The sequence below is a fragment of the Streptomyces sp. NPDC005496 genome, from assembly GCF_042872045.1.
In the GTDB taxonomy this organism is placed as follows: Bacteria; Actinomycetota; Actinomycetes; order Streptomycetales; family Streptomycetaceae; genus Streptomyces.
The window spans coordinates 140480-159231 of the sequence record NZ_JBIAJQ010000011.1; the positions used below are offsets into that span (position 1 = coordinate 140480).

Here is an 18752-nt window from a genome sequence, read left to right on the forward strand (position 1 = left end):
GGCCGCCGGGACATCCCCGACGCCGGTGACCGCCCGCGCACCGACCCGGAGGCCACCATGGCGCTCCGGGTGCCCGAGGACCTGGAGCCCGCCCCCGAGCGCGAGCCCCGCAACGACCCGGAAGCCACCATGGCGCTCCGGACGCCCGACGACCTCAAGGCGCTCGCCGCCCGGCCCCCCCGCCGGACCCCGGACGCCGACCCGGCTCCCCTCTCCCCCGACGACAGCTCCCCGCCCGAGCCCGCCCCGGTCCGGCGGGTCCGCACCGACCCGGAGGCCACCATGGCGCTCCGGGTGTCGGACGTGCCGAAGCCCAAGCCCGTCGAGCCGCGCAGCGGCCCCCGGCGCAAACCCGGCCCGCCCACCGCCAGGGCTGCCGTGACGGCGGCCGTCTCCGCACGGCTGGCCCCCGTCATCGAGGGCGCCGCGCCCTACGTCCGGCGCCTGCGCCCGAAGTACCCGCGGCCGGGCCGTACCGGCTGGCGTCGCTGGATGCCCTCCTGGCGCCAGTGGCTCGGCGCCGTCCTGACGCTCTTCGCCGCCACCGCCTCCCTGCTGGGCGTCGCCTACGCCACCACGGAGATCCCGGACAACCTCAACACGTACGCCACCCAGCAGGACAACGTCTACTTCTGGGAGGACGGCACCCCCATGGCCCGTACCGGCTGGGTACGGCGCCAGGAGATGCCGCTGAAGGACATCCCCGAGCAGGTGCGCTGGGCGGTGCTGGCCGCGGAGAACGAGAGCTTCTACTCCGACCCCGGCATCTCCGCCAGCGGCATCACCCGCGCCCTGTGGCGCACGGTCGGCGAGGGCGACACCCAGGGCGGCTCGACGATCACCCAGCAGTACGTCAAGAACGTCTACCTGTCCCAGGACCGCTCGGTGAGCCGCAAGCTCACCGAGGCCATGATGGCGATCAAGCTCGACCAGAAGATGAGCAAGGACCAGATCCTGGAGGGCTACCTCAACACCAGCTGGTTCGGCCGGGGCACCTACGGCATCCAGCGGGCCGCGCAGGCGTACTACGGCAAGGAGGTCAGCGAACTCAACCCCAGCGAGGCCGCGTTCCTGGCCTCGCTGCTGAAGGGCGCCGGCCTCTTCGACCCCTCCCTGAGCGCGAACAACCACGCGCGGGCCGTGGAGCGGTGGACCTGGATCCTCGACCGCATGGTCAAGATCGGCAAGCTCTCCGCGGAACAGCGCGCCAAGTACACCGAGTTCCCCGAGCCGCTCAAGCAGTCCCGGGTCTACGACACCGGCCACCAGAGCGACTACCTGGTGGAGCTGGCCACCCAGTACGCCAAGAAGTCCGCGCACATCTCGGACCAGGAGTTCGACCTCGGCGGCTACCAGATCTACACGACCTTCGACCGGAAGCGGGAGAACGCCCTCACCGCGGCCGTCACCCGCGCCCGCAAGGACGCCAGGAAGGACGACCCGGACAAGGCGAGGACCGCGCACTACGGAGCCGCGTCCGTCGCCGACGACGGCCGGATACTCGCCGTCTACGGCGGTCCCGACCACCGCAAGCAGGGCTTCAACGAGTCCAACGCGACGACCGTCCCGGCGGGTTCGGCGTTCCTCCCGTTCGTGTACGCGGCGGGCCTGGAGCACGGGGTCCGCAAGGAGCGGGGCACGACGGCCACCACCCCGGTCGGTCCCGACTCCGTCTACAACGGTGACGACGACGTCCCCGTGACCACGCCCGAGGGCCCCTACTGGGACCGCAGCGGCAAGAAGGTCACCGCCCACAACGACGACGGCAAGTCCTGGGGGCAGATCCCCCTGCACAAGGCGCTCGCCTCGTCCGTCAACGCGCCGTTCATGCAGCTCGGCCTGGACACGGGCCTGGACAAGGTGCGCCTGACCGCCCAGGCGGCCGGCCTCCTCTCGTCCAGCATGGGCCCCCAGGTGCCCGAACTGTCCCTGGGCAGCTCCACGCCGAGCGCCATCCGCATGGCCAGCGCCTACGCCACCTTCTCCGCCCAGGGGACCCATACCGAGCCCTACTCGGTGCGCCGCATCACCCGCAACGGCAGCGGCGTCGCCCTGAGCACACCCAAACCGCGCCGCGCGGTCAGGACCGAGGTGGCCGACCAGGTCACCGACGCGCTCACCGAGTCCTTCCGCACCCAGCACCCGGGCGCGGCACCCGACTCGGCGAAGGTCGCGGCCAAGGGGGGCACCAGCCAGAAGGACACCGCTGCCTGGTACGTCGGCACGCACCGCTCGGTGTCCACGGCGGTCGTCACCTACCGCATGGACCTGTCCAAGAGCCTGGAACCCCTCCCGCTGAAGGGCCTCGCCGGTTCGCCCGCCACCTCGGTCCCCTACGGCATCTGGTCGAAGTCCATGAGCCCGCTCAGCTGAAGCGAGCGGCGACGGCACCATTGCGCTCCGCTCTCCCTCCTCGCAGAATGCGCCACCGATGAACTCCAACGCCCACCGCAGGCGCCGCCGCAGCGGCAGCTCCGACGTCCTGGGCCGGCTGACCGCCCGGCCCAGGATCCTGACCGCCGCCATCGCCCTGGCCGTCTCGTGCGTCACCGTTCCCCTGGTCGTGTGGGGGACGGGGGACGACCCCGCGCCCACCGGGTCGTCGGCCGCCAAGTCGCCCGGCGACGGAGCGGGCAAGGGCAAGGAGCCCCAGTGGGACGGCAAGACGAAGGTGATCGGGGACGGCTCCACCTCGTACACCGGGCCGCAGCGCGGTGAGTTCAAGGCCACGAGGCTCAAACCCGGGGAGAAGCCGCCCCAGTTCGTGGTCTTCTCCTGGGACGGCGCCCTCCAGGGCGACGACGAGCTGTTCTCGCACTACCGCGAGATGGCCAAGGAGTACGACGCCCACATGACCTTCTTCCTGACCGGCATCTATCTGCTGCCGAAGGACAAGAAGACGCTGTACCACCCACCGATGCACGACCCGGGCGACTCGGCGATCAGCTACCCGACCGACGAGCACATCCGCACCACGCTGACGGAGCTGGGCAAGGCGTGGGAGGACGGCAACGAGATCGGTTCGCACTTCAACGGCCACTTCTGCGGCGCCAAGGGCGGCGGCGACTGGAGCGTCGAGGAGTGGAAGAGCGAGATCAGGCAGTTCTACTCGTTCGTCGAGAAGTGGAAGACCAACACCGGCTACGACGACCTGAAGGCGCTGCCCTTCGACGCGGAGCGTGAGATCGTCGGCGGCCGCGCGCCCTGCCTGGAAGGCCAGAAGAACCTGCTCAAGGCCATCAAGACCTTCGACTGGCGCTACGACGCCAGCTCCGCCGGCGACTTCCAGATATGGCCGGCGAAGAAGGACGGCATCTGGGACTTCCCCCTCCAGATGCTTCCGTACGAGGGCGGCAAGTACCAGGGCCTGTCGATGGACTTCAACTTCCTCTACAACCAGTCCGAGGGCGAGACCGACGGCGACCCGGCACAGTACGACAAGTGGCGCGAGGAGACGGCCCAGGCGTACCTGGGCGGCTTCAACCGCGTGTACTACGGCAGCCGGGCACCACTGTTCATCGGCAACCACTTCGAGGACTGGAACGGCGGCATCTACATGAAGGCCGTCGACGAGGTCATCAAGAACGTGTGCGTGCGCAAGGACGTGCGCTGCGTGTCCTTCCGCGAGCTGGCCGACTGGATGGACGCGCAGAAACCCGAGGTCCTGGAACGCCTGCGCAGCCTGGACCCGGCACAGTCACCGGACTGGTCGAGCGTCGTCAATTAGGCGGGGGCGCCCCGCGTCCTGGCGGGGCGCCGCTCACGCCGGCCGGGTCACGTCGCGTCCGGGCGGGCCGTGTGGTGGGGGTGGCCCTCGGTGCGGCGGTCCTCCTTCATCTCCGCCTCGTACAGGTGGTCGCGTCCCTCGACCAGGTCGTCCCGTGCCTGTCGCTCCAGGTGCTTGAAGGGCTCGTAGTAGGTGTCGTTGTAGGCCTCGACGATCTGGAACGTCCAGTGGCCGGGGATCACGTTGCGGCCCAGGATCTCCCGCTCCACGCGGTCGCCGTACCCGCCGTGCCCGGACTTGCGGAGCAGCTCCACCGCCCGGTCGAGTTCCAGGTCGGCCGTGCCGGTCAGCTGGTGGAACGCGTACAGGTGCCCGCGGGCCCGTTCCGTCGTCTCCAGTGCCTTGGACAGGGCGCCGAGCGCCTCCACGGTCATGTCGTCGACCCCGTCCGGCCGCCGGTGCGCGCGGTCGGGTCCGTCTCGGTGCTGAGGATCGTTCATGGATCTCCAGATCCCCGCACCGCGGCGGGTCATACCGGTGAGGGCCCGAGATGATCCGCTTGGCGGCCCTCCCGCCGGGCACGGCCGCCCCGGAGATGGGCGCATTGCGGTATGAAGCGGGCGCCGGAGGCATGATCGAGGTGCGGGGGGAACCCGAGAGGTGATCCGCATCCGCCGAGAGAGAAGGTGGCCGATGAGCATCCCGCCGACCGACCCGACCCCGCCCAACCCCACCCCGTCGCCAGGGCCGACGGATCCGCAGCCCGGCCCCGCGCCCGGTCCCGTCCCCGTTCCGCCGCCGGACCCGGTACCGCCGGCGCCGCCGGGACCGGCCGGACCCGACCCGGTGCCGCCGACCCCGCAACCGGGCCCCCTGATCCGGTCCAGCCGCGCGGCCGGACCCCGCTGACCCGCCCCTCCCGGACGGACCGCGTCACCCCGCCGGAGGTGTACGGCTCCTGTGCACCTCGGCGGGGTCGTCGCGCGCCCCGGCTCCCAGCAGCCCCGTCGCCTCGAACCGAGAACGGGCCGCCAGCCGGGGCAGCTCCCTGCGGGAGATCCGGGTGACCACCGGCGGCAGGACCGCCCGCCCGACCTGGGCGAGCCGCAGCCAGGACGGGACGTACACGGCACGGGAGCGGCGTTCGACGGCCGCCACCATGCGCTCCGCGACCTGCTCCACGGGATAGACCCTCCGGGCCGGGGGCGGCATGTGGCGCCGCAGCTCCCGCAGGACGGCGTGCTGGTCCGCGTCCCGGATCATGTCCGTGTCGGTCCAGTTGAGGTAGGCGATCCCGACCGCGACGCCCTGGTGCGCCACCTCGGCCTGAAGGGCGTGCGCGAAGGACTCGACGCCGGCCTTCGAGGCGCAGTAGGCGCTCATCATCGGTGAGGCGCCGAAGGAGGCCAGCGACGCGATCTGGAGGTAGTGGCCGCGCGTGGCGACGAGGTCCGGGAGGAACGCCCGCGCGGTGATCGCGCTGCCGGTCAGGTTCACGTCGATCACGCGCCGCCAGGTCGCCGGATCCGACTCGGCGAACGGGCCTCCCTCGGCGACTCCGGCGTTGGCGACGACCGCGGAGGGCGCGCCGAGCTGTTCACGGATACCGGCGGCCGCGTGGTCCATGGCCGCGTCGTCGGTGACGTCGGCCTCCCACCACCCCGCCCGGCCGGGCAGCGCCGCCGCGACCTCGGCGATCGCCTCGGGCTGGCGCCCCAGCAGGGCCACGACGGCTCCCCGCTCGGAGAGGACGCGGGCCGTGGCCGCTCCGAGGCCGCGCGAGGCCCCGGTCACCACCACGACCCGGCCCGCCAGCGGACCATTTCTACGCATATCGGCATCAGCCATGCGCACCACGCTAACCGCACCGCGCCGCCATGGCCTTCGTACGTGCCGCCGCCCGGGCCGCCCCGACTCCCCCGTGCCGGGTGCGGGCGCCCGGCGGACGCGGACACCGCACCCCGTGCCGCTCGTCACGCCAGAAAAGGCGTAAGTCCCTCAAAGATGGAAACCTGGGTGCAGCCGACCCGGACGGCCCGCGCCGGCCGCGAAGAGCGTTCACTCCCAGGAGGGTTGCATGGCTGTACGGCATCAGCTCATCAAGAGGCCGCCCCATGTGGTGTGGTCCGTACTGGCCGACCCGGACCGCTACAGCGAATGGGTGGTCGGCACATCCGACACCTGGCCCGCCGAGGGCCAGTGGCCGCAGACGGGTGCCTCCCTGACCTTCGAGGTGCGCCTCGGCCCCTGGACGGTGAGCAACAAGACCGTCGTGCGCCGCTGCGATCCGCCCAGGCAGCTCGAACTGGAAGCCAACTCCGGCCCGTTGGGCACGGCCAGGATCGCTCTGGACGTCCGGGAGTGGGGCGAGGACACCCTGCTCATCGTCGACGAGCACCCCCTGCGCGGCGCCGGCGGCACGCTGCACAACGCGGCCTTCGAGGTACTCGTCCAACTGCGCCACCGCGCGATGCTCAACCGGCTGGCGGACCTGTGCGAGAGCCGCCCGCTCCCCGAACCTGCCGGCCGGTAGGACCCCCGGCGGTGCTCCCCCGTGCGAGGCCGGGGCCGCCCTCGTGAACTGGAGGCAGACATGCCGGACGCGGTGGTGATCGGCGCCGGGCCCAACGGCCTGGTGGCGGCCAACCTGCTCGCCGACGCGGGCTGGAGCGTGGAGGTACTGGAGGAACAGAGCGCACCGGGCGGCGCGGTCCGGCACGACCGCGAGGTGCACCCCGACTACGTCAGCGACGTCTTCAGCTCCTTCTATCCGCTGGCCGCCGCCTCCCCCGTCCTCGCCGGCCTGCGCCTGGACCGCGAGGGACTGCGCTGGAGCCACGCCCCGTACGTGCTGGCGCACCCCCTGACCGACGGCAGCTGCGCCCTCCTCGGTCGCAACGTCGAGGACACCGCCGCCGCCCTGAGCGCGTTCAGTCCCGGGGACGGCGAGGCATGGCGGGAGCTGCACCGGATCTGGCAGCGGCTGCGGCCGGACATCCTCGACGCGCTGTTCACCCCCTTCCCGCCCGTGCGCGCCGGGGCCCGGCTCGCCATGCGGCTGCGCGCGGCGGGCGGACTGCGGCTGGCCCGGTCCCTGGTGCTGCCCGTACGGCGCCTGGGCGAGGAGGAGTTCGAGGGCGAGGGCGGCAGGCTCCTGCTGGCCGGCAACGCCCTCCACGCCGACCTCGCCCCCGAGGCGGCGGGCAGCGGCGGTTTCGGCTGGCTGATGTCCATGCTGGGCCAGACGCACGGCTTCCCGGTGCCGACCGGGGGCTCAGGCGTGCTGACCCAGGCCCTGGTGCGCCGGCTGGAGAAGCGCGGCGGCGCGGTGCGCTGCGGGGAACGGGTCACCGAGGTCGTGGTGCGGGGCGGCCGGGCCGTCGGCGTGCGCACGGCGGGCGGGGAGGCGGTCGCCGCGAGCCGGGCCGTGCTGGCCGACGTCTCCGTGCCGGCGCTGTACGGCGGTCTCGTCGACGAGGCGCATCTGCCGGCGCAGCTGCTCGCCGATCTGCGCCGCTTCCAGTGGGACTTCGCCACCTTCAAGGTGGACTGGGCGCTCAGCGGGCCGGTGCCGTGGACCGCGGAACGGGCGGCGTCCGCGGGCACGGTCCATCTCGCGGACGGCATGGACGAGTTGACCAGGTTCGCGGCGCAGATCGCCATGCACCAGGTCCCCGACCGACCGTTCGCCATCTTCGGCCAGATGACCACGTCGGACGCCACGCGCTCGCCGCAGGGCACCGAGTCGGCGTGGGCGTACACCCACGTCCCGCACCGGATCACCGGTGACGCGGGCGACGGTGGACTGACCGGCAGCTGGGACCGGCGCGAGCAGGAGGTCATGGCCGACCGGGTGGAGGCACAGGTCGAGCGGTTCGCGCCCGGGTTCCGGGGGCTGATCAGGGCCCGCCGCATCCTGGCACCGCCCACGCTGGAGAGCATGAACGCCAACCTGCACGGCGGTGCCATCAACGGCGGCACCACGGCCATGCACCAGCAGCTCGTCTTCCGGCCCGTGCCCGGCACCGGACGCCCCGAGACCCCGGTCAAGGGCCTCTACCTGGCCTCGGCCGGTGCGCACCCCGGCGGCGGTGTGCACGGGGCGCCGGGTTCGAACGCGGCGCGCGCCGCCCTGCGCGGGCACCTCCCCACCGGGCTGACCCGGGTCCAGCGCGTGCTGACGCGCCGCGACCGCAAGGGCGACCGCACCGCGAGCTGACACCCGGACCGGCAACTCCGGGAAGGCCCCGGGTGCCGTACGGGAGCCCGGGTGCCGTACGGGATCACGCCCGGCCCGGCCGCACGGGCCCTCCCCCGCTGCCGTCGAGACCGAGCCGACGTGTCCACCTTCCGGCGTGCACCCGCGGCCGCCGGGCATCCGTCCGCGGGGCCACGAGCCGCCGCACGCTGGGGGTCCGCCCCCGGGGAGCGGCCTACGCGGTGCGCCGTGACATGCTGGAACTGCTGATCATGACGGCGAGCGAGGACGTACGGCAGGGTGAGGAAAGCGACACGGCCGACCTGGACGGGTACCTGGGACCGCTTCGCGGCGTCCGACCCGGGGCTGCTGCGGCTCATGGCCGGACTGCGGACCGTGGGCGCCATCGCGCTCACGCTCGCGCTGCTGGCCCTGATGGACGCCGACGTGACGCACATGGTGGGCGGCGCCATGGGGGCCATGGTGGCCACCTTCGCCATCCGGGAGAAGCAGCGGCGCGAACAGGCGATCACCCTCGCGCTCGGCCTGCCGGTGTCCCTCGCGGCGGTGTCGCTGGGCGCCCTTCTGAACACCCACGTCGTCGCGGGTGACCTCTTCTTCCTCGCCCTGATCTTCGGCGCGGTCTACAGCCGCCGCTTCGGCGACCGGGGGACGGCGCTCGGGCTCATCGGGTTCCAGGTCTACTTCATCTCCATGTTCGTCCAGGCCGACGCGGAGACGCTGCCCGGGCTGTGCGCCACCCTCGTCCTCTCGTTCGCGTGCAGCGCGGCGGTGCGCTTCGGTCTGGTGGCGGAGACGCCCGAGCGCATCCTGCTGCGGCTGCGGGAGGCCTTCCGGGCGCGCCTGGCCCAGCTGGTGTCCGCGCAGACCGAGCTGCTGGACGCGGGTCCCGACCGGATGGAGAAGGCCCTGGAGGAGGTGCGGCGGCACACCGCCCGCCTCCACGAGACGGCGATGATGATCCAGGGGCGGCTGGAGGAGGGGACCAGCGACAGCACCGCCGCCTCCCACGTGCAGCGCCGGGTCGCGGAGGCCGAGATCGCCGCCGAGCGGCTGGGCGTCCTGCTGCTGACCGCGCGCAGCGCCGAGCGCGCCGACACGCTCACCCTGCATCTGCCCGACGCGCCCGTGCCGGCGCCGGGTGACCGGTTGCGGGCCGAGGACGACATCACGGCGACCCTGCGGCGCGATCTGAACGCCCTGCGCCTGCTGGTCGTCCGGCCCGCCTCCGGCATCGGCGGCACCGCGCTCGCCCACGTGCGCAACCGGCTGCTGTCCTACCGCGACGAGGAGAACCTGCCGCGCGCCCCCGCCGCCGTCCAGGACGTCTTCCGCGGCATCGGCGAGGCGGCGCACTCGGTCCTCGGCCTGCGACTGGCCTTCGACGGCCCGCAGGACGAGTCCGACGACTCCCCGGCCACCACCCGCTCACGCGAGGAGCTGGACGCCGAGGACATCGCGATCGCCGGTGCCGAGGAGAGCGGCCGGGACGAGGACGAGGACCGCACCGGGCTGCGGCGCCCCACCACGCGCGCCGCCGTCCAGGTGGCGGTCGGCTCGGCACTGGCCATCGCGGGCGGCGAGTTCCTGTCCAGCCAGCGCTGGTACTGGGCGGTGCTCACCTGCTGGGTCGTCTTCCTCAACACGGCGTCCACCGGCGAGATCCTCGTCAAGGGCTACCGCCGGCTCCTGGGCACCGTCTTCGGCGTCGTCGCCGGAGTGCTGCTGGCGGGCGTGGTCGGCAACCACACCTGGACCGCGTTCGGCCTCGTTTTGTTGTTCATCTTCGCGATGTTCTTCACGGCGCCGCTGTCGTACGCCCTGATGTCGTTCTTCGTCACGGCGATGCTGGGGCTGCTCTACACGCTCCTGAACACCTACAGCGCCGAGGTGCTCGTGCTGCGGATCGAGGAGACCGCCCTCGGCGCCGTCTGCGGGGTGGTCGCCGCCGCGCTGGTCCTGCCGGTGCACACCGACCGCCGCACGGACGAGCAGCTCGCCACGGTGCTGGCCCGGCTCGGCGACGTCACCGGCGCGGCGGTGGAGCAGTTGAGCGGCGGGCCCGCGCTGGACCTGCTGGACAAGGCCCGCGACCTCGACACGGCCCTGGAGGACCTGCGGGCCTCCACGCAGCCGCTCACGCACCCCATCACCCCGCTGCGCTCCCGCCGGCAGACCGCCCGCTATCTGGTGGCGCTCCTGGAGACGTGCGCGTACCACGCGCGTTCGCTGGCGGCGACGGCGGAACTGCTGCCCCACAGCAAGACCGTCGCGGCCGATCCCCGGCTGAAGGGGGCGGGCCGGCGCATCGCGCACAACATCGACGTACTCGTCGCCCATGTCGAGAACCGGCCCGACGCGGGCACGGTGGAGACCGGCGCGAGCCTCGCGTCCATGCTGGAGGGCGACCGGCCTGGCGAGGCTCCCCGGCACGACCGGGTCACCGGCCGGGTCCTGCGGCATCTTCAGCGGCTGGACGAGGGAGTGGTCGGCCTGGCCCGTCCACTGGGGGTGCCCGTCGCGGCGTCCGACGGGTCCGCCGCCCGCCGGTCCGCCGCGCTGTGAGCAGGGGCCGTCAGAGGCCCGCCCGGTTCCGCGCGTGCTCGAAGGCGGCCAGCGGGTCGCCTCCGCTGTTCCAGGGCCAGGCGGTGACCGTGTTGCCGATGGCCTCGAAGACGGGGGCGGCCTGCTGCCTGCGGTCGGCGGCCATCAGCGCGTAGGCGAGGAGGTTCAGGTCGGCGAGCGTCTTCGCGTGGTGGAAGAACGACGGCTGCGGCCAGGTGTGGTGGGCCCGCTCCAGCGACTCGACGGCCTGCGGGTTGGTCCAGTGGTTGCGGGCCACCAGGGCGTCCACTCCCCCGCGGGCCAGCGCGGCGTTGTACTGCATCACCTGGGCGGTGAGTTCCACCGCGGCGCAGGGCGCGTTGGCCGGCATCCGGGGGCGTACGGAGTCGATGAAGTCGAGCACCTGGACCCGCGAGCCCGCCTCCTCGGGAGAGAGGTGGGCCAGCATGCTCAGGTACGCCTCCCGGTGCCAGCGGTCCCGCGCCAGGATCTCGTTCCAGGCACCGAAGACGTCCGACTGCGCGTAGCGCTCCAGGCGGGCGATGCCGAGCAGCACGACCCACGGCGCGGGGTCCTGAGGGTCGAGGTCCGCCGCCCGCAGGCACTGCTTGGCGGCGGCCGAGGCGTCGGCCAGTCCTCCCGTGCCGCGGCCTCGGACGAGTTCGGACCAGGCGGCGAGGACGAGCGCGCTCGCGTTGCCCGGTTCACGCGTCGCCCAGGCGGACGGCAGATGCGATTCGGACAGGTAGTCCGCGAGGACGGACAGCCGGTGCGCACGCCGGTCCCAGTCGCCCGGGTCCTGTTCGAACAGGCGGGAGAGCTGGGCCACGCACAGGTCCGTCGTGCCGAAGGTGCCGGACCTGGTCGTCGCGCGCAGTGACTTCAGCAGCCTGCCGAGGTCCCCGTCGTCGAGCTCGGGGGCAAGGCGCGGCTTTCTGCGGCGACTTGAGAGAAAAGACATGATCGCATGCTATGAGTGACAAGACCCGCCACAAGGGGCGCGGCACGATCGTTACCGGATGCTGGCCGACGGCTCGCGCCGCCCGCTCGCGGGGCCGCGCACACGAGGGCGCCGGAAGACGCCCGGCGCGGCCGGTGACGGGAGCCGAACGGGCCCGACACGGGTCGTGAGGGGGCGGTGGGGTCGCCGTCCGTCCCCATGTGTGCCCTCTCGCCTCCTGGCGCCCGGCAGTGTAGACATGGGCACATGGTCCGACTATTGGGTCGATCCCGGGCTCGGTCGACCCGCCGGCACGACGCTCCGCGCACCGGGCGTGAGCGCGCTCGCGGAGCGCACGCGCAGCGAGCGCGGCAGGCGCCGCACAGACCGTCCGAGAGGCGGAGCGCGCCGGGCGGCGGGCACGGGCCCGCCGCCGGTCTGCGGTCGGCGCTGAGCGGGCGCAGTGTCGCCGGCCAGGTGTTCGTGTTCCAGCTGGTGATCGTGCTGATGCTGGTCGTCTCCGGGGTGGTGGCGCTGGTGCTCCAGGTGCGCCACGACACCACGCAGGAGGCCCGCAACCGTTCGCTGGCGGTGGCCGAGACGTTCGCCAACGCGCCGGGCACCCTCGCCGCGCTCAGCAGCCCGGACCCCACGGCGATCCTCCAGCCGCGCGCCGAGGCGGCCCGCAAGAAGTCCAAGGTGGACTTCATCGTCGTGCTGAACACGGACGGGATCCGCTACACGCACCCGAAACCGGACCGGATCGGGAAGAAGTTCGTCGGGACCCTCGCGCCCGCGCTGGCCGGCCGCTCCTTCACCGAGGAGGTCAACGGCACGATCGGGCCCCTGGTCCAGGCCGTGGTCCCCGTCGAGCGGCCCGACGGCTCGGTCGCCGGCATGGTGTCGGCCGGGATCACCACCGCGAACGTCGGCGGTGCGGCCGACCGCCAGCTGCCGATCCTGCTGGCCGCCGCGGGGGCGGCCCTGATCCTGGCGACGGCGGGCGCGGGGCTCGTGAGCAGACGGCTGTTGCGGCAGACGCACGGTCTCGGCCCGTACGAGATGACCCGGATGTACGAACACCACGACGCGGTGCTGCACGCCGTCCGCGAGGGCGTGATCATCGTCGGCGGCGAGGGACGGCTGCTGCTGGCCAACGACGAGGCGCACCGCCTGCTCGGGCTGCCCGAGGACGCCGAGGGGCGGCACGTCCTGGAACTCGGTCTCGACCCCGACACGGCGGAACTGCTGGCTTCGGGGCGCGTCGCGACGGACGAGGTGCATCTGGTCGGCGACCGCCTCCTGGCGATCAACCAGCGTCCCACAGACCTCAGGGGCGGACCGGCCGGCAGCGTCGCCACGCTCCGCGACTCCACCGAGCTGCGTGCCCTGTCCGGCCGCGCCGACGTGGCCCGCGAGCGGCTGAAGCTGCTGTACGACGCCGGGCTGGGCATCGGTTCCAGCCTGGACGTGGTCCGCACCTGCGAGGAGCTGGCGGAGCTGGCCGTCCCCCGGTTCGCGGACTTCACCACCGTCGATCTCGCCGAGGCGGTGCTGGACGGCGAGGAACCCGAGACCATCGGCGAGTTGCGGCGCACGGCGTCGTCCGGCATCCGCAAGGACGCGCCCCTGTACCCGGTGGGCGAGCGCATCGTCTTCGTCGACACCTCGCCGCAGGCCCGCAGTCTGCGCACCGGCCAGGCCCTGCTGGAGCCCGACCTCGAGGAGGCGCCGGGGTGGCTCGCCCAGGACCTGGAACGCTCGGCGCAGGTGGTGGAGTACGGGATCCACTCGCTGATCACCGTGCCGGTGCGCGTGGGCCCGCTGGTGATGGGCGTGGTCAACTTCTGGCGCTCCGAGAAGCCGGAGCCGTTCGACCTGGAGGAGCTGGCCCTCGCCGAGGAACTCGTGGCCCGGGCGGCGGTGTCCATCGACAACGCCCGCCGCTACACCCGCGAGCACACCATGGCGGTGACGCTCCAGCGCAGTCTGCTGCCGCGCAACCTGCCCGAGCAGAGCGCCCTGGAGATCGCCTACCGCTACCTCCCGGCTCAGGCGGGCGTGGGCGGGGACTGGTTCGACGTGCTGCCGCTGTCCGGCGCCCGGGTGGCGCTCGTGGTGGGGGACGTCGTGGGCCACGGACTGCACGCGGCGGCGACGATGGGCCGGCTGCGCACCGCGGTCCACAACTTCTCCGCCCTGGACCTGCCGCCCGACGAACTCCTCGCTCTCCTCGACGAGTTGGTAGGCCGCATCGACCAGGACGAGGCCGCGGAGGACAGCAACGCGGCGATCACCGGCGCCACTTGTCTGTACGCCATCTACGACCCGGTGTCCCGGCGCTGCTCCGTCGCCCGGGCCGGTCATCCGCCGCCGGCGGTGGTCGGTCCCGACGGCCGCGTCGACTTCCCCGAGGTGCCCGCCGGTCCGCCCCTCGGGCTCGGCGGCCTGCCCTTCGAGACGGCCGAACTCGAACTGGCCGAGGGCAGCCGGCTGGTGCTCTACACGGACGGGCTCGTCGAGGACCGGGAGCGGGACATCGACGCGGGTCTGCAACTGCTGAGCACCGCCCTGTCCCAGGCGGACCCCTCGCCGGACAACACCTGCCGGGCGGTCCTGGACGCCATGCTCCCGCCGCGTCCGAGCGACGACATCGCCCTGATCGTGGCCGGCACCCGGGCGCTGGGGCCCGACCGGGTGGCCGAGTGGCAGGTGCCGCCCGATCCGGCGGCCGTCGGTGAGGTCCGCGCCTCGGTCACCCGCCGGCTCGCGGAGTGGGGCCTGGACGACATGGCCTTCACCACGGAGCTGATCCTCAGTGAGCTGGTCACCAACGCGATCCGGTACGGCGGCGCGCCGATCCGGGTCCGTGTGCTGCGCGACCGCAGCCTGATCTGCGAGGTCTTCGACAGCAGCAACACCTCGCCCCATCTGCGCTACGCGGCGAGCACCGACGAGGGGGGACGCGGCCTGTTCCTGGTCGCGCAGCTCTCCGACCGCTGGGGCACCCGCTACACCCCGTCCGGCAAGGTCATCTGGGCGGAACAGCCCCTTCCCTGAACGGGGTGGCCGTACGTCACCCGCCCACTTGCTCCGCGCGGCCTCGGCCCGGCGGGGCAAGTGGCGTACGGCAGAGCCCCGTTGAGCGGCATCGAGGGCGCCGGGACCGTAGGCCCCCCAACGCCCTTTCGCCGCAGACCGGTTCTGCTTTCAATTTTCGGTCGTTCAATCACTTCCTCGCCTTCGCGCGGGTATTCGCCGTCTCCCGGTCGGACGGAATCCCGGATTCCCTTGTCCCCACTGGGCCGGCCCCGTTCCTTTTGCGCATCCGTGCCCGAGGCGTTCAACTGGAAATGGAGAACTACGTATCTCTCGCAAAGGGGATGGTGGTATGTCTTCCACCGAGTTTCTGACCGACGACATCACCGAAGTCCAGGGCATCGACGTAGAGGCGGCGCTCGACCCGGTCGAGGCCGACGGCCAATTCCGCGACAGCCGTGAGTGCGCCGCGCTCGCCCTGTCGTCCGGAGCCGGCAACCTCCTGTTGTCGCCTCCGACGCCGCGGCCCAAGAAGGGCTGACGGGGGAATCCATGGAGCAGTCAGGCACTCCGACCCGATTGTCGGTCGCCGTGCAGGACCTTGCTTCGGACGTGGTCTCCGCCCTTCGGGGCGGGGACCCGTTTCGACTGTCCGGCAAGGTGGCGGCACGCGAGACGACCGAGGCGAACGGCGATCCCGCACTGGCCGCCGTACGGGTCCTCGGCGCCGACGCGCTGCTGCCCGTCGTCCTGCGTCGCGCGCCCGCCGACCCTGAGGACCTGCGGGTCTTCGACCTGGCCGTACGGGCCTTTCCGCCCCCGGCAGACGCCTCCCCCACCTCCGCGTGGAGCCACTGGGCGATGCGGCGGACGCTGACGCGTCTCGACGCGTCCTTCGACGGCGTACCGGAGGATCATGCCGAACCCGGGGCGACGTGGCTGGAGGACGCCTCCTGGCAGGTTCTGACCCGTCAACTCGCCGTGCTGGCACCGCTGGCGGTGCCCGGGGGCGACTGTGCGGTACTCCGCGCGGCCCAGCGGCGCCCCGTCGACGTCGCCCGCGGGTTCGTGCGTGCGGTCCGCCGCCGCGACTGGCTCCAGGCGGCCGGGGCGGGACGCTGGCTGGCCCTCCTCGACGAGGTGCCGGACACCCTTGGACTGGAGACCGGCCTGGAGTTCGTCGCCGGGATGGGGGCCGGCGATCCGCGCGTGGCCCTCCAGGTCCGGGCGGCGCAGCTGATGCGGGCCGGAGCACCGGTGTGACGGCGCACGACGTCCGCGGGGTCGCCGAGGCCGCGCTGGACTGGATCTCCGCCAGCCGCGCGGGGTTCCGGCTCGGCGACGGCGCGCTCGCCCCGGACGGGGACGTGAACACCAGCTGGAAACCGCTCGGTGAGCTCGCCCAGGTGTGCGTGTGCGTGCGCCGGGCCACCGACCCCGCGGACCCGCTGCACCGGACCGCCTCCGACCTGCTCGACTTCGCCTGGCACCAGACGGACAAGGGCGCCCTCTTCCACGAGTTGCAGCACCTCGAACCCTTCGCGACGTACCCGCTGGAGGTCTACGCGGCGTTCGCCTCGGCCGGGCTGCGGCACCGCGGCTACGAGGAGGCCGCCGCGACGGTGGCCCGCACCCGCGGCTGGCGGGTGACGGAGCAGGAGCCCAACCGCAGGCTGAGCGTTCTCAACTCCGAGCGGCGCAGCGGCATTCCGGAGCACGACGGCTTCCCCGAGGCCCTGCGCCGCACCTGGCTCGGCGGCCTCCCGGAGCCCTGGACGTTCGAGCGGGCCGCCGGATACACCCTCACCCACGTGGTCTTCCACCTCACCGACTGGGGCCTGATCCCGCAGGGTCTGCCCCCGTCGGTGGCGACGTATCTGCGGCACTGGCTCCCGCCGTGGCTCGACACCTGCCTGGAGGACGGGCAGTGGGATCTGAGCTGCGAACTGCTGGCCGTGGCGGCGAGTCTGCCGCGGCTGCCCGAGCGGGCGGTGCTCCAGGACGCGTGGACGAGACTCGCGGCGGCGCAGGACGACGACGGCGCGGTGCCCGAGGTCGGCCCCGTCCGGGGCGAGCGGGCGGCGGTCACGGGCTTCGCCGGGTGCTACCACTCGACGCTGATGGCCGCCTTCGCCGCCGTCCTCACTCTCGGCCGCATCGACGGCGACGGGAGCGGAGGCACCGCGGCAGGACAGCACCCCCTCCCGCGGGCGGCACGACCGAACCCGAACGGACAAGGAGCGCCGGGATGACCAGTACCCGTCTCGTCCACACCGTCGGGGTCGGCGCCATCGAGTGGCTGCACGCCCACCGCGACGGCTTCCGACTGGAGACGGACGTCGACCCCGAGGTCGGCTTCCTCGAACGCTTCAAGCCGGTCGGTGAACTGGCCCTGATCTGCAAGGTGTTGTTCCGGGAGGGCGTGGCCGGCTCGCGGCAGGCCGAGCTGGCACGGCAATTGCTCGACCACGCCTGGCGGAACACCCTCGACGGCGGCCGGATGCTGGTCCGCGGACAGCGCACCGAGCCCGTCTCCCCCATCCCGTTCGAGGTGTACCTCCCGTTCAAGGAACTCGGGTACAGCCAGCCCGAGCTGGAGGAGGGCATCCTGCTCAACCACCGGCTCCTGAGCACCGCCGCCTTCGAGATGCCGCCCGTGCGCCGGCTCGGACTCTCCGCGTTCCAGCGCCGCTTCGGGCTCCCGCCCCGGCCGCCGGAGGACGACGTCGTCGGCAGGACGTGGCTGGGCCGCACCCCCGAACCCTGGACCGTCGAGGGGCACATCGCCTACGACATCACGCACACCGTCTTCCACCTCACCGACTGGGGCGAGCGGCCCGAGGCGCTGCCGCCCCGCATCGCCGACTACCTGGCCCTCTGGCTGCCCGTGTGGCTGGACGACTGGCTCGACCTCCAGCGGTGGGACCTGCTCGGCGAACTGCTGGTCGTCGACGCCTGCCTGCCGCACCCCACGCTCGACGAGCGGGCCTGGGAGGGCTTCGCCGCCGCCCAGCAGCCGGACGGCGCGATGCCCGCCGTACGCGCCATGCCGGAGGGTGAGCCCGACGAGGTGTTCGACCTCGTCTACCACCCGACCCTGGTGGCCGCCTTCGCGTCGGTGCTGGCCACGTCCCGCGCGCTGTCGCGCCTGGCGACGGCGCCGGCATGACCGTCCGCCCCGCGCCCTGGCCGGGCGGACCCCACGGCGCCACCGGCACCCCACCGGCGCCGGAGGGACCGGCGGAACCGCCCGTGGACGCGGAGGCGGTCCGGCGGCGGCTCGACGCCGCTGTCGCCGCCGTCGACGCGCCCGACGTCGTCTTCGCGCTGTCCCGGCACGGACACCGGACCGTGTGCTGCGGCGGCACCGCACCGCCGCCACCGGTCCCCCGCGCCGAGCTGCGGTACGAGATCGGGTCGGCCTCCAAGACGTTCACCGGGCTCCTCTTCGCCCAGCTGACCCGCGCCGGGGTCATCTCCGGCGGCGAACCGGCCGCCGCCCTGCTGGACCCGGGCCGCGGCAGGTCCCGGGACCCGGTCACGCTCGCCCACCTGATCACCCACACCTCCGGGCTGCCCGCGCTGCCCGCCGACTTCTTCCTCAGGGCCTTGCCCACCTGGCGCACCAACCCCTACGCGGGCTACCCCACCGCGCGGGTCGTCGACGCGTTCCTGCGGGCCCGGCCACGGCACCGGCCGGGCACCCGCTGGCACTACTCCAACTTCGCCGTCGCCGTGCTCGGCCACGCCCTGGCCGCGGCGACCGCGACACCGTGGGAGGACCTGGTGACGGGCCGGGTGCTGCGTCCCCTGGGGCTGACGGGGGTCGCCCTGCGGCCCGCCGGTCCGGGGACCGACGCCACCGGGCACCGCAAGGACGGCACGACCCGCACGCCGCCGCTGGTCGTCGGCGGGTTCCAGGCGGCCGGCGCCGTCCGGGCCGCCCCGCACGACCTCCTCACGTTCCTGGAGGCCCACTTGGACCCGTCCCGGTCACCGCTGGCGGGCGCGCTGCACGCGGTCCGGCGTCCGGTGCTGCGGCGCGGGTTCGGACACCGGCACACGCACACGGTGGCGTGGTTCCAGCACCCCGCCGAGCACGGGCCGATGTACTTCCACTGCGGGGCGACGCTCGGGCAGCAGGCGTTCCTCGGCTTCCACCCGGGCACCGGCACCGCGCTGGCCGCCGTGTGTACGCGCCGGTTCCGCGCCCGCGACGCCTTCGTGCCCACCGCGTACGCGCTGCTGGCCGAGTCGTAGCG

At 73.2% G+C, this 18752-nt stretch carries 14 protein-coding genes; 11 read left to right on the forward strand and 3 right to left on the reverse strand.

Annotation, left to right across the window (positions count from 1 at the left end):
- Window positions 1-282: 282 nt before the first annotated feature.
- On the forward strand, window positions 283-2373 hold the full coding sequence (locus tag ACFYQQ_RS30240; protein WP_356165503.1) for a transglycosylase domain-containing protein: 2091 nt from the start codon (window positions 283-285) through the stop codon (window positions 2371-2373).
- 58 nt (window positions 2374-2431) lie between these two features.
- Window positions 2432-3727: a hypothetical protein gene (locus tag ACFYQQ_RS30245; RefSeq protein ID WP_355791833.1), complete on the forward strand. Its 1296-nt coding sequence runs from the start codon at window positions 2432-2434 to the stop codon at window positions 3725-3727.
- A 47-nt stretch (window positions 3728-3774) separates the two neighbouring features.
- Here the strand turns inward: ACFYQQ_RS30245 and ACFYQQ_RS30250 are convergent, their stop codons facing one another.
- Both ACFYQQ_RS30250 and ACFYQQ_RS30255 read right to left on the reverse strand, forming a co-directional pair.
- A complete protein-coding gene (locus ACFYQQ_RS30250) occupies window positions 3775-4227 on the reverse strand; it encodes a hypothetical protein (protein ID WP_355791839.1) in 453 nt (150 codons plus the stop codon).
- Window positions 4228-4660: 433 nt separating this feature from the next.
- On the reverse strand, window positions 4661-5575 hold the full coding sequence (locus tag ACFYQQ_RS30255) for an SDR family oxidoreductase (protein WP_356165428.1): 915 nt from the start codon (window positions 5573-5575) through the stop codon (window positions 4661-4663).
- Between the two features lie 229 nt (window positions 5576-5804).
- Between ACFYQQ_RS30255 and ACFYQQ_RS30260 the strand changes: the two genes are divergently transcribed.
- The 3 genes from ACFYQQ_RS30260 to ACFYQQ_RS30270 all read left to right on the forward strand — a co-directional run bounded on the left by ACFYQQ_RS30260 (window position 5805) and on the right by ACFYQQ_RS30270 (window position 10511).
- A complete protein-coding gene (locus ACFYQQ_RS30260) occupies window positions 5805-6260 on the forward strand; it encodes an SRPBCC family protein (RefSeq protein WP_356165426.1) in 456 nt (151 codons plus the stop codon).
- Between the two features lie 60 nt (window positions 6261-6320).
- Entirely contained in the window at window positions 6321-7946 is a 1626-nt protein-coding gene (locus ACFYQQ_RS30265) for an NAD(P)/FAD-dependent oxidoreductase (RefSeq protein WP_356165423.1), read from the forward strand.
- A 279-nt stretch (window positions 7947-8225) separates the two neighbouring features.
- Window positions 8226-10511, forward strand: a complete 2286-nt coding sequence (locus ACFYQQ_RS30270) for an FUSC family protein (protein ID WP_388905849.1) — start codon at window positions 8226-8228, stop codon at window positions 10509-10511.
- A gap of 10 nt (window positions 10512-10521) precedes the next feature.
- On the opposite strand, the gene ACFYQQ_RS30275 is transcribed toward ACFYQQ_RS30270, so the two are convergent.
- Entirely contained in the window at window positions 10522-11472 is a 951-nt protein-coding gene (locus ACFYQQ_RS30275) for a hypothetical protein (protein WP_355790280.1), read from the reverse strand.
- Window positions 11473-11718: 246 nt separating this feature from the next.
- Here ACFYQQ_RS30275 and ACFYQQ_RS30280 point away from each other — a divergent pair, with 246 nt between their 5' ends.
- The 6 genes from ACFYQQ_RS30280 (at window position 11719) to ACFYQQ_RS30305 (ending at window position 18750) form a co-directional block, all read left to right on the forward strand.
- A complete protein-coding gene (locus ACFYQQ_RS30280) occupies window positions 11719-14511 on the forward strand; it encodes a SpoIIE family protein phosphatase (RefSeq protein WP_356165419.1) in 2793 nt (930 codons plus the stop codon).
- A 331-nt stretch (window positions 14512-14842) separates the two neighbouring features.
- The gene (locus ACFYQQ_RS30285) at window positions 14843-15031 is read left to right on the forward strand and encodes a hypothetical protein (RefSeq protein ID WP_355792755.1); all 189 of its coding nucleotides are present in this window, start codon (window positions 14843-14845) and stop codon (window positions 15029-15031) included.
- Window positions 15032-15042: 11 nt separating this feature from the next.
- Window positions 15043-15753, forward strand: a complete 711-nt coding sequence (locus ACFYQQ_RS30290) for a hypothetical protein (protein ID WP_355792752.1) — start codon at window positions 15043-15045, stop codon at window positions 15751-15753.
- Window positions 15750-16742: a DUF6895 family protein gene (locus tag ACFYQQ_RS30295; RefSeq protein ID WP_355792749.1), complete on the forward strand. Its 993-nt coding sequence runs from the start codon at window positions 15750-15752 to the stop codon at window positions 16740-16742. Before ACFYQQ_RS30290 ends, ACFYQQ_RS30295 begins: the two co-directional genes overlap by 4 nt.
- Entirely contained in the window at window positions 16739-17659 is a 921-nt protein-coding gene (locus ACFYQQ_RS30300) for a DUF6895 family protein (RefSeq protein ID WP_355792746.1), read from the forward strand. Before ACFYQQ_RS30295 ends, ACFYQQ_RS30300 begins: the two co-directional genes overlap by 4 nt.
- Window positions 17656-18750: a serine hydrolase domain-containing protein gene (locus tag ACFYQQ_RS30305; RefSeq protein ID WP_388905854.1), complete on the forward strand. Its 1095-nt coding sequence runs from the start codon at window positions 17656-17658 to the stop codon at window positions 18748-18750. Before ACFYQQ_RS30300 ends, ACFYQQ_RS30305 begins: the two co-directional genes overlap by 4 nt.
- The last annotated feature ends 2 nt before the right edge of the window (window positions 18751-18752 follow it).